Origin of the sequence: Pseudomonas sp. GV085 (assembly GCF_003050925.1) — a bacterium.
Lineage (GTDB): Bacteria > Pseudomonadota > Gammaproteobacteria > Pseudomonadales > Pseudomonadaceae > Aquipseudomonas.
On record NZ_QAOV01000023.1, the window covers coordinates 42,284 to 53,042 of the forward strand.

Genomic DNA, 10,759 nt, shown 5'->3' on the forward strand with positions numbered 1-10,759 from the left:
ATTCAGGATCGTGGATTCAATGGACACTGTTGCCCGAGCCGTTGTTGCAACTCGTCGCGCAGCGCGCCGAGTTCGGCCATGCGGGCTTCGATCAGTTTGAGTTTGTCTTGCAGCAGTTGCGTGACGGCGCTGGCCTGGGCTGATTCACCGATGCGCATCATGACGTCTCGAGGGGGCTTGACCCTGGAGCATACTCCAGGCTTTAGCCTTGTTGCTCCCTGAATTGATGGAGCAATGTCGATGTGGACTACAACGCAATATCGCCGGTTGGTGCAAGGCAGCGCCTGGTATGACCTGATCGTGATGCTCGCGTTTGTCACGCCGTGGAGTTTTGCGGCGTTGCATGGGGTTTTGACGGGCGTGAGTCAGGCGTTGAGTTTGCCCGGTGAGCTGCCACCGTTCGAACCGGCGCACATGTTGATGGCGAATCTGCTGGGGTCGATTGTCTGCGTATGGTCGGTGCTGCGGATTCGTGATCCGCAGCAGGTTTATGGGCGGTATGACGCCGTGGGCAGATTCCTGTTCTCGGCCTGGCAGGCCTATGCCCTGATCCATGGCGCGAGTTCGCTGCTGGTGGTTTTTCTGGTGTTTGAATTGGCGTGGGGCGTGGCTCAGGTGTTGCCTGTGCGGACGCCATCGCGAGCAGGGTTTGCGTCAGACACAATAATTGCTCAAGACGCGAATATGTAGGAGCGAGCCTGCTCGCGATGGCGTCCGCCCAAACAACCATTAATGCCCAGCCCGCCACGGCTGCCCCAACGACACCGGCGCATACAACCGTGTGCGCACTGCATCCCGGGACAGCAGTACCAACACCACAATGGTCGCGACATACGGCAGCATCGCCAGCAGGCTGGACGCAATTGCCAGCCCCAACCCCTGCGCCACCAGGTGCAGGATGCTGGCGAGCCCGAACAGGTACGCGCCGAGCAGCAGGCGCCACACCCGCCAACTGGCGAACACCACCAGCGCCAGGGCAATCCAGCCGCGCCCGGCGCTCATGTTCTCCGCCCACATCGGCGTGTACGCCAGGGACAGATAAGCCCCGGCCAACCCTGCCATTGCGCCGCCGAACAACACCGCCAACGTGCGTACAACCAAAACCGGCAAGCCCATGGCGCTGGCGGCGTCGGGATTTTCGCCGACCGCTTGAATGATCAACCCGATGCGGCTTTTCAGAATCACCCAGGCCACCAGTGCGAACAACGCGAACGACAGATACACCAACAGGTCCTGGGCAAACAGCATCCGCCCGATCAGCGGGATCTCGCTCAAATATGGAATCGCCACCGGCTCGAACCCCGCCAGCGGCTTGCCGACCCACGCCGCACCGACGAAGGTCGACAGGCCCACGCCGAAAATCGTCAGGGCCAGCCCGGTGGCCACCTGATTGGCATTGAACACCAGCGCCACGAGGGCAAACAGCGACGACAGCAACATCCCGGCGAGCATCGCCAGCAACACGCCGAGCCACAGATTGCCGGTGCTGAACGCGACGATGAAACCGATCACCGCGCCAAACAGCATCAAGCCTTCCTGGCCGAGGTTGAGGACGCCGCTTTTCTCGCAGATCAGTTCCCCCAGCGCCACCAGCAGCAACGGCGTACCGCAGCGGACCATGGCGTAGAAAATATTGCTCAGCAGATCGATATCCATCACAGCGCTCCTGCTTGTACGGCGGTGGCTTGGGTGCGACGGGTCCGGCGCAGGTTCAAGCGCGGTCGGTAGAGAATCAGCACATCACTGGCCAGCAGGAAAAACAGCATCATGCCCTGGAACAATTGGGTGATCGCTTGCGGCAGGTTCAGGCTCATTTGTGCGCTTTCGCCGCCGATGTACAGCAGCGCCATCAACAGGCTGGAGAACAGGATGCCGACAGGATTCAGGCGGCCGAGAAACGCCACGGTGATCGCCGCATAGCCGTAGCCCGGCGAGACCTGCGGCACCAGCTGGCCAATGGGGCCGGTGACTTCGCACACCCCGGCCAGCCCCGCCAGGCTACCGCTGATCAACAGCGCGAGCCAGATCAGGCGCTTCTCGCGAAAGCCGACAAAACCGGCGGCACGCTTGTCCAGCCCGAGCACCTTGATCTGGAAACCGACAAAGCTTTTCTGCAACAACACCCAGACCACCACCAACGCGAGCAGGGCGAAATACACCCCGGCATGAACCCGGCCATCCGCCATCAACAGCGGCATGCGGCTGGCGTCACCGAACATCGCTGACTCAGGGAAGTTGAACCCGGCGGGATCCTTCAAAGGGCCGTGAACGCAGAACAGCAGCAGGTTCAGTGCGATGTAGTTGAGCATGATGCTGGTCAGGATCTCATTGGCGTTGAAGCGCGTGCGCAACCACGCCGTAAGGCCGGCCCACGCGGCCCCCGCCAGGGTGCCTGTGAGCAGGATCAGCACCAGTGCCCAGCGGCTTTGCAGATCGATGATGTTCACCGCCAGCGCACTGCCGGCCAACGCGCCGAGCAGCAGTTGACCTTCGGCACCGATGTTCCAGATACGTGCCTGATACGCGACGGCCAGGCCCAGGGCGCAGAGCAGAATCGGCAGGGCTTTGACCAACAGTTCAGAGACGCCGTACAGGTCGCTGACCGGTGCGATAAGCAGCGTGTGCAAGGTCAGCAACGGATCGTGCCCGAGCGCGATAAACAACAAGGATCCACAGCCTAGGGTCAGGACCGCCGCCAGCAACGGCGAGCACCACAGCATCAGGCGCGATTGCTGGCCACGGGGTTCAAGGGAAAGCAGCATGTGACACTCCGTTAGCGCGTGGCGGATGCGAGTGATTGAGGGGCACCGAACTGGCCGGCCATCCAGCCGCCGACATCGCTCAGGCGGGTGTCGACGGTGGCGTGGAGCGCCGACAGTCGACCGCCGCACAAGGCGCCGAGGCGGTCGCTGATCTGGAACAGTTCGTCAAGGTCTTCGGAGATCACCAGGATTGCCGCGCCAGCATCGCGCAAAGCAATCAAGGCGCGATGAATGGTGGCGGCGGCACCGACATCCACACCCCAGGTTGGATGCGCGGCCACCAGCAGTTTCGGTTGTTGGAGGATTTCCCGGCCGAGGATGAATTTCTGCAAGTTACCGCCGGACAGGCTGCGGGCCGGTGTCTGGCTATCGGGTGTCTTGACGCCGAAACGGTGGATGATTTCCTCGGCCAGTGCTTCGACTTTGCCGCGCTGAATCAGACCGTGACTCACCAATCCTTGCTGAAAAGCGCTCAGCAGCGCGTTATCCGCCAGGCTCAACTCTGGCACCGCACCATGTCCCAGGCGTTCGGCAGGGACAAATGCCAGGCCAAGTTGGCGGCGTATATCGGGGCGCAAATGGGCGACGGGCTCCTTGCCAAAACGGATCGTCGCGCTGACGTTGCGAGGCAGCAGCTCTTCGCCGCTGAGCAAGGCCAGCAACTCATCCTGGCCATTGCCGGCGACACCGGCGATGCCGACAATTTCACCGCCGCGCACTTCAAGGTCGATGTCCTTGAGCGAGCAGCCGAACGGGTCCGGGTTGTGCCAGGACAAGCCACGGACATCAAGGAACGCATCACCACCAGTAACCTTCGGATAGTCTGCGATCAACTCCGCCGCTTCACCGACCATCAACCGCGCCAACTGCTGATCCGTACACTCCGCCGGCAGACAGTGCCCGGCCACCCGTCCGCCGCGCAATACCGTCGCGCTATGGCACAACGCACGCACTTCCCCAAGCTTGTGGCTGATGAACAAAATGCTGCAGCCTTCGGCGGCGAGCCGGCGCAGGGTGACGAACAAGTCGTCGGCCTCTTGCGGTGTCAGCACCGAAGTCGGTTCATCGAGAATCAACAGGCGGATGTCCTGCATCAGGCAGCGAATGATTTCCACCCGTTGCCGTTCACCGATCGACAGGCTGTGGACAAGTCGCTCAGGTTCCAGCGCCATGCCGTAGCGCCGGGACACTTCGCGAATCTTCGGCTCAAGCTGTTTGGGTGTGCCTGCCGCCGCACCCATGGCCAGGGCGATGTTCTGCGCCACGCTCAGGGTTTCGAACAGTGAGAAATGCTGGAACACCATGCCGATTCCCAAATCCCGGGCCTGCGCCGGGTTGCGCAGGCTCACCCGCTGACCTTGCCAGATCACTTCGCCGGAATCGGCGTGGGTGACGCCGTAGATGATCTTCATCAAGGTGCTTTTGCCCGCACCGTTTTCGCCGAGCAGGGCATGGATCTCGCCAGGGGCAATGGTCAGGTCGATGGCGTCGTTGGCCAGGCAACCGGGGTAGCGTTTTGTGATTCTGCGCAGTTGCAGGCGCGGAATCGGATCAGGGGTTGGAGAACGATTGGGCATGACAGGCTCGGTGCTGTTGGGCTTGAGCCTGTGGATAAAGCAATTTTCTGGCCATATGGTCAGGAAAACGTCGAAGTCCTGCGAGCAGAGGCGTTGAGTACGCGGCTTTCAAATGTGCCACGCAGAGTCCGGCACCACATGGGGGCAATGGTGCAAATCAAGCCCCGATTTTGCTCGTGCGGTTTTGCTCAAAAAATGAGCAACCGACTACAAGCCATACCGTGCAGGGTGCCGAGACGGCCATGAACGGGTTATCCACAGATTGCTCCACAGTATTTGTGCGCAAGCTCAAAGCACGGGCATAAGCACTGAGTGGCTTTCTTCTAATGGCGATAAACCGTTGTAACTGGTTGTTTTTATTTGAATTTGATGGGCTTGATGGCAAATAGGACGAAAATTGAGCAAAGTCCGCAAAGCCGTATGACACAACGGTTACAGCCGTATGTGCTCAGGTTATCCACAGCCGGGTGCACAGCAGATGTGGGCAAATATGGAATAAGTGAAAAAGCGGCGTGCCCCAAAAGATTGCAGCTTGTGCTGAAGCTTTTTAGCGCTGCTGCAACAAAATACGTCCGCGACTCAAATCGGCCAGTTGTGACTGCAAGGTGTCGATCTGCGCATCACCTACGGCCAACTGCAACTCGACACCATTGGCGGTGAAGCTTTCATCCACAACCAATCCACCTGCCTCAGCCACTCGTAGCTTGACCAGGGTCAACTCGGCAAATCCGCAAGCGCAACGCAGCGGCACCCGGCTGATCAGCTCAATCTTTGGCGCCGCTTGCAGGCACTTGTTTGCACCACCGCCATAGGCCCGGGCGAGCCCACCGGTGCCCAGTTGGATGCCGCCATACCAGCGAATCACCAGCACCGCGACCTGATCGCAATCCTGCGCTTCGATCGCCGCCAGAATCGGCCGGCCGGCTGTACCGCCGGGCTCGCCATCATCACTGCTGCGATACTGATCGCCGAGCTTCCACGCCCAGCAGTTGTGCGATGCATTCAAGTCACTGTGCTGTTCAATGAACGCTTGGGCCTCGGCCGGGGTGGAGACTGGCGCGGCGAAGGTAATGAAGCGGCTCTTGCGAATCTCTTCGCGGTATTCGCAAAAACCGCTGAGGGTAAAAGGCATACGTACCTGAATGGCTACTTAAATGGCAGGTTTCAGGCCGCAGCCCTTGAGAATGATGCGGATCAGGTTGTCCCCGGCGTCTTCCATGTCCTGTTTAGTCAACCGGGTGCGCCCGGTGACGCGGCAGATCTGCGTGGCGAAATCGGCGTAATGCTGGGTGCTGCCCCACAACAGGAAGATCAGGTGCACCGGATCGACCGGGTCCATTTTACCGGCGTCGATCCAGGCCTGGAACACGCCCGCACGGCCCTGAAACCAGGCGCGATAATCCTGGTTGAAGTACTCGGTCAGGCATTCACCGCCGCTGATGACTTCCATGGCGAAAATCCGCGAGGCTTGTGGCTGGCGTCGGGAGAACTCCATTTTCGCGCGGATGTAGCGGGTCAATGCTTCGCTCGGATCGTCTTCGGCGGTGAGGGTGTTGAAGGTGCTGTCCCACAACTCGATGATGTTGCTCAGCACCGCCACGTACAAACCGAGCTTGTTGGTGAAGTAGTAATGCAGGTTTGCCTTGGGCAGCCCGGCATTCTGGGCGATGGTGTTCATGCTCGTGCCTTTATACCCGTGACGGGCGAACTCGTCTTCGGCGGCTTTGATGATGGTCTCTTCGTTTTTCTGACGAATGCGGCTGACGGGTTTTGCGCCGTGGGCTGGGACTTCAAAGGTCATAGGCATTTCCGAGAAGATGGGTGGGTGCGGCCAGTGCGTTGATAGCGTACCCGCAGGCTACAGACAAGTCTTTGGGGCAAAACCAATCATTGTAGGAGCTGGCTTGTCGGGTCGCCGCATCGCAGCGAAGGCGGCCGGTCAGCCAACATCAATGCTGAATGCACCGGCCTCTTCGTCGGAACGCCGCCCGGGGCAAGCCCGCTCCTACAGTTCTGATATCCGACGAATCAGCGTGTAGCGGCCAGGCTTTCGAGAAAGCTCTCCAGCACCAGATGCGGGCGGCGCCCTTTACGAGTGACCGACGCCAGGCTGAGATCATAGAAGCGCGTTTTCGCTTTCAATGCGCGCAATCGGCCCTGCTGCACCCAAAGGCTCGCGTAGTGATCCGGCAGGTAACCGATATAGCGCCCGGTCAGGATCAGGAACGCCATGCCTTCGCGGTCCGAGGCACTGGCGGTGCAATTGAGCGCTTGATAATGGGCCTGGATCTCCGCGGGCAATCGGAAGGTGGGCGCGATGGCGTCCTGACTGTTCAGGCGTTCGTCGTCCAGTTGCTTGTCGTCGACATAAAACAATGGATGGCCGACCGCGCAGTACAACAGCGAGCGCTCGCTATACAGCGGTTGATATTCCAGCCCGGAAAGAGCGCTGGCCTGCGGCACTACGCCGACGTGCAGACGGCCGTCGAGCACACCTTGTTCGACTTCATTGGGCGCGATCATGCGGATCTGGATCTGCACGTCCGGACCGCGCTCTTTCAATTGTGCGAGGGCATGGGTGATACGCATGTGGGGCAGGGTGACCAGGTTGTCCGTCAAACCGATGATCAATTCGCCGCGCAAGTGCTGGTGCAGGCCATTGACCTCGGTACGGAAGCTTTCCAGCGCACTTAACAGCTGCAACGCCGATTGATAGACCTCGCGGCCTTCTTCTGTCAGGGAAAACCCGGCACGTCCCCGTTGGCACAGGCGCAGGCCGAGACGTTGCTCCAGATCGCTCATCTGCTGGCTGATCGCCGAGCGCCCGATGCCCAGCACGGTTTCCGCCGCGGAGAAGCCGCCACATTCGACCACGCTGCGAAAGATCCTCAGCAGGCGAATATCAAAGTCGCTGACCTGGGCCAGCGGATCGGGACGGCGAGTGCTCATGCTGGTTACTCAAAAGTTTAGTAATTGGCTGACTGAACATTAGAAAAGTTGCATTTCACCGACTTTATCCTCGTGGCAATTTAGCTGCAACAACGGTTTTCAATCGCCGGTTTTACATTCCTATGCCGCTTATCGCCTTGCGAGGTTACGCTCATGAACTTGTCTGAAAACGCCCCGACTTCTCTGGCCAGCCAGCTCAAGCTCGATGCCCACTGGATGCCGTACACCGCCAACCGCAACTTCCAGCGCGACCCTCGGCTGATCGTTGGCGCCGAAGGCAGCTGGCTGATCGACGACAAGGGTCGCAAGGTGTATGACTCGTTGTCCGGTCTGTGGACCTGTGGCGCCGGGCACACCCGCAAGGAAATCCAGGAAGCGGTTGCCAGGCAACTGGGTACTCTCGATTATTCGCCAGGCTTCCAGTACGGCCATCCGCTTTCCTTCCAGCTGGCTGAAAAAATCACCGACCTGACCCCGGGCAACCTGAACCACGTGTTCTTCACCGACTCGGGCTCCGAGTGCGCTGACACTGCCGTGAAGATGGTGCGCGCTTACTGGCGCCTGAAAGGTCAGTCGACCAAGACCAAAATGATCGGCCGTGCCCGTGGCTACCACGGCGTGAACATCGCCGGCACCAGCCTCGGTGGCGTGAACGGCAACCGCAAGCTGTTCGGTCAGGCGATGATGGACGTCGATCACCTGCCGCACACATTGCTGGCCAGCAATGCTTACTCCCGTGGCATGCCGGAGCAGGGTGGTATCGCCCTGGCTGATGAACTGTTGAAACTGATCGAACTGCACGATGCGTCGAACATCGCGGCGGTCTTCGTCGAGCCATTGGCCGGTTCCGCTGGCGTGCTGGTTCCACCACAGGGCTACCTCAAGCGTCTGCGTGAAATCTGCGACCAGCACAATATCCTGCTGGTGTTCGACGAAGTGATCACCGGTTTCGGCCGTACCGGCACCATGTTCGGCGCCACCACCTTCGGCGTGACCCCGGACCTGATGTGCATCGCCAAGCAAGTCACCAACGGTGCGATCCCGATGGGCGCGGTGATTGCCAGCTCCGAGATCTACCAGACCTTCATGAATCAGCCGACGCCTGAATACGCGGTTGAATTCCCCCATGGCTACACCTATTCCGCGCACCCGGTGGCTTGCGCCGCGGGCCTGGCAGCACTCGACCTGCTGCAAAAGGAAAACCTGGTGCAGAGCGTGGCTGAAGTCGCACCGCATTTCGAAAATGCGCTGCACGGCCTCAAAGGCACCAAGAACATCATCGACATCCGCAACTTCGGCCTGGCCGGCGCGATCCAGATCGCCCCACGTGACGGCGACGGGATCGTGCGTCCGTTCGAAGCCGGCATGGCGCTGTGGAAAGCCGGGTTCTACGTGCGCTTCGGCGGCGACACCCTGCAGTTCGGCCCAACCTTCAACAGCAAGCCGCAGGACCTGGATCGTCTGTTCGACGCGGTCGGCGAAGTACTGAGCAAGATCGACTGATTTGACAAAACACCTGTAGGAGCGAGCTTGCTTGCGATGGACGTTAACGATGATGCGGGCTGCCTGGATGAACGCGGCGCCCTCACTATCTTCGCGAGCAAGCTCGCTCCTACAAAAGCTATCTATGTAGCAGGCACCCGTTGAAGGGCGCCTGTGGACAATTTTTCAGGAGCTTCCATGAGCGTTATTCCGCATTTGATCAATGGCGAACTGGTGACCGAGAACGGTCGCGCGGTTGATGTGTTCAACCCGTCTACCGGTCAGGCTATCCACAAGCTGCCACTGGCGACCCGCGAAACCATCCAGAGCGCCATCGACGCGGCCAAGGCTGCATTCCCGGCCTGGCGCAACACGCCACCGGCCAAGCGTGCCCAAGTGATGTTCCGCTTCAAGCAACTGCTGGAGCAGAACGAAGCTCGCATTTCGCAATTGATCAGCGAAGAGCACGGCAAGACCCTGGAAGATGCGACCGGTGAACTGAAGCGCGGCATCGAGAACGTAGAGTTCGCTTGCGCGGCTCCGGAAATCCTCAAGGGCGAGTACAGCCGTAACGTCGGCCCGAACATCGATGCCTGGTCTGACTTCCAGCCGCTGGGCGTGGTTGCCGGTATCACGCCGTTCAACTTCCCGGCCATGGTGCCGTTGTGGATGTACCCGCTGGCGATCGTCTGCGGCAACTGCTTCATCCTCAAACCGTCCGAGCGTGACCCGAGCTCGACGCTGCTGATCGCCCAGTTGCTGCTGGAGGCTGGCCTGCCGAAAGGCGTACTGAGCGTGGTGCATGGTGACAAGACTGCGGTGGACGCATTGATCGAAGCGCCGGAAGTCAAAGCGCTGAGCTTCGTCGGTTCGACGCCAATTGCCGAATACATCTATAGCGAAGGCACCAAGCGCGGTAAACGCGTCCAGGCCCTGGGCGGTGCGAAGAACCATGCCGTGCTGATGCCGGATGCGGATCTGGATAACGCTGTCAGCGCACTGATGGGCGCGGCATACGGTTCTTGCGGCGAGCGTTGCATGGCGATCTCGGTAGCGGTGTGTGTGGGTGATCAGGTGGCCGATGCACTGGTGGCCAAACTGGTTCCGCAAATCAAGGCACTGAAAATCGGTGCCGGCACTTCTTGCGGTCTGGACATGGGGCCTCTGGTCACTGGCCAGGCCCGCGACAAAGTCAGCGGTTATGTAGAAGACGGCGTAGCCGCCGGTGCGACGCTGGTAGTGGATGGCCGTGGCCTGACCGTGGCTGGCCACGAGGAAGGCTTCTTCCTGGGTGGCTGCCTGTTCGACAACGTCACGCCAGAGATGCGTATCTATAAAGAAGAGATCTTCGGGCCGGTACTTTGCGTTGTTCGGGTCAACAGCCTGGAAGAAGCCATGCAACTGATCAACGATCACGAATATGGCAACGGGACCTGCATCTTCACCCGTGACGGCGAAGCAGCTCGGTTGTTCTGCGACGAGATCGAAGTCGGCATGGTCGGTGTCAACGTACCGCTGCCGGTGCCGGTGGCTTATCACAGCTTTGGCGGCTGGAAGCGTTCGCTGTTCGGCGACCTGCACGCCTACGGCCCGGATGGCGTGCGTTTCTATACCCGCCGCAAAGCCATCACCCAGCGCTGGCCGCAGCGTGCGAGCCATGAAGCTTCGCAGTTCGCCTTCCCTAGCTTGTAAGTAGAAGGGCGCAGAAGGCCGACCCATTGGGTCGGCCTTTTTGTTTTCGGGGCATTTTTGCCCTATATGACAGAATTGTGAAAATAGCTGTTGACGGCAGATTCCAGGTGTCTATAATTCGCCCCACTTCCGGCGCAGTCGAAACGGAAAACTCCTTGGTAAACAAAGAGTTACGCAGTTTTCGGCAGCAGGTCGCTTCAGGTCATCGAAGCCAAAAGGGAGTTGAAAAAGAGGTGTTGACAGCAGCGTGTAACGCTGTAGAATTCGCCTCCCGCTGACGAGAGATCTGAAGCGCAA

The 10,759-nt window shown here is 59.9% G+C and carries 10 protein-coding genes; 3 read left to right on the top strand and 7 right to left on the bottom strand.

Translation table 11 applies throughout. From position 1 onward, the window contains the following. Positions 1 to 2: 2 nt before the first annotated feature. Complete coding sequence (locus C8K63_RS30570; RefSeq protein WP_177413264.1) at positions 3 to 161, bottom strand: hypothetical protein; 159 nt, start codon at positions 159 to 161, stop codon at positions 3 to 5. Between the two features lie 79 nt (positions 162 to 240). On the opposite strand from C8K63_RS30570, the gene C8K63_RS29290 reads away from it, so the two are divergent. Next, entirely contained in the window at positions 241 to 690 is a 450-nt protein-coding gene (locus tag C8K63_RS29290) for a hypothetical protein (RefSeq protein WP_108219869.1), read from the top strand. Between the two features lie 39 nt (positions 691 to 729). Here C8K63_RS29290 and C8K63_RS29295 read toward each other — a convergent pair whose 3' ends face one another. The 6 genes from C8K63_RS29295 to C8K63_RS29320 all read right to left on the bottom strand — a co-directional run bounded on the left by C8K63_RS29295 (position 730) and on the right by C8K63_RS29320 (position 7,288). Then, entirely contained in the window at positions 730 to 1,656 is a 927-nt protein-coding gene (locus tag C8K63_RS29295) for an ABC transporter permease (RefSeq protein WP_108219870.1), read from the bottom strand. After that, complete coding sequence (locus C8K63_RS29300; RefSeq protein ID WP_108219871.1) at positions 1,656 to 2,762, bottom strand: ABC transporter permease; 1,107 nt, start codon at positions 2,760 to 2,762, stop codon at positions 1,656 to 1,658. The genes C8K63_RS29295 and C8K63_RS29300 overlap by 1 nt, the downstream gene beginning before the upstream one ends. Positions 2,763 to 2,773: 11 nt before the next feature. Then, positions 2,774 to 4,339 (bottom strand): ABC transporter ATP-binding protein, encoded by a 1,566-nt coding sequence (locus tag C8K63_RS29305; protein ID WP_108219872.1) that lies wholly within the window; start codon positions 4,337 to 4,339, stop codon positions 2,774 to 2,776. A gap of 547 nt (positions 4,340 to 4,886) precedes the next feature. Then, the gene (locus C8K63_RS29310; RefSeq protein WP_108219873.1) at positions 4,887 to 5,471 is read right to left on the bottom strand and encodes a YigZ family protein; all 585 of its coding nucleotides are present in this window, start codon (positions 5,469 to 5,471) and stop codon (positions 4,887 to 4,889) included. Positions 5,472 to 5,489: 18 nt separating this feature from the next. Continuing rightward, positions 5,490 to 6,140, bottom strand: a complete 651-nt coding sequence (locus tag C8K63_RS29315; RefSeq protein ID WP_008050321.1) for a TetR/AcrR family transcriptional regulator — start codon at positions 6,138 to 6,140, stop codon at positions 5,490 to 5,492. 227 nt (positions 6,141 to 6,367) lie between these two features. Beyond that, positions 6,368 to 7,288 (bottom strand): LysR family transcriptional regulator, encoded by a 921-nt coding sequence (locus C8K63_RS29320; RefSeq protein ID WP_007971880.1) that lies wholly within the window; start codon positions 7,286 to 7,288, stop codon positions 6,368 to 6,370. 153 nt (positions 7,289 to 7,441) lie between these two features. Between C8K63_RS29320 and C8K63_RS29325 the strand changes: the two genes are divergently transcribed. Together C8K63_RS29325 and C8K63_RS29330 are read left to right on the top strand one after the other, a co-directional pair. After that, on the top strand, positions 7,442 to 8,791 hold the full coding sequence (locus C8K63_RS29325; protein WP_108219874.1) for an aspartate aminotransferase family protein: 1,350 nt from the start codon (positions 7,442 to 7,444) through the stop codon (positions 8,789 to 8,791). Positions 8,792 to 8,968: 177 nt separating this feature from the next. Beyond that, on the top strand, positions 8,969 to 10,462 hold the full coding sequence (locus C8K63_RS29330; protein ID WP_108219875.1) for a CoA-acylating methylmalonate-semialdehyde dehydrogenase: 1,494 nt from the start codon (positions 8,969 to 8,971) through the stop codon (positions 10,460 to 10,462). Positions 10,463 to 10,759 lie beyond the last annotated feature (297 nt).

Excerpts from the sequence above, each read along its gene's own strand:
- C8K63_RS29330 (WP_108219875.1), top strand. The coding sequence starts at position 8,969 with ATGAGCGTTATTCCGCATTTGATCAATGGCGAACTGGTGACCGAGAAC.
- C8K63_RS29315 (WP_008050321.1), bottom strand. The coding sequence starts at position 6,140 with ATGACCTTTGAAGTCCCAGCCCACGGCGCAAAACCCGTCAGCCGCATT.
- C8K63_RS29320 (WP_007971880.1), bottom strand. The coding sequence starts at position 7,288 with ATGAGCACTCGCCGTCCCGATCCGCTGGCCCAGGTCAGCGACTTTGAT.
- C8K63_RS30570 (WP_177413264.1), bottom strand. The coding sequence starts at position 161 with ATGATGCGCATCGGTGAATCAGCCCAGGCCAGCGCCGTCACGCAACTG.
- C8K63_RS29325 (WP_108219874.1), top strand. The coding sequence starts at position 7,442 with ATGAACTTGTCTGAAAACGCCCCGACTTCTCTGGCCAGCCAGCTCAAG.
- C8K63_RS29305 (WP_108219872.1), bottom strand. The coding sequence starts at position 4,339 with ATGCCCAATCGTTCTCCAACCCCTGATCCGATTCCGCGCCTGCAACTG.
- C8K63_RS29300 (WP_108219871.1), bottom strand. The coding sequence starts at position 2,762 with ATGCTGCTTTCCCTTGAACCCCGTGGCCAGCAATCGCGCCTGATGCTG.
- C8K63_RS29290 (WP_108219869.1), top strand. The coding sequence starts at position 241 with ATGTGGACTACAACGCAATATCGCCGGTTGGTGCAAGGCAGCGCCTGG.
- C8K63_RS29295 (WP_108219870.1), bottom strand. The coding sequence starts at position 1,656 with ATGGATATCGATCTGCTGAGCAATATTTTCTACGCCATGGTCCGCTGC.
- C8K63_RS29310 (WP_108219873.1), bottom strand. The coding sequence starts at position 5,471 with ATGCCTTTTACCCTCAGCGGTTTTTGCGAATACCGCGAAGAGATTCGC.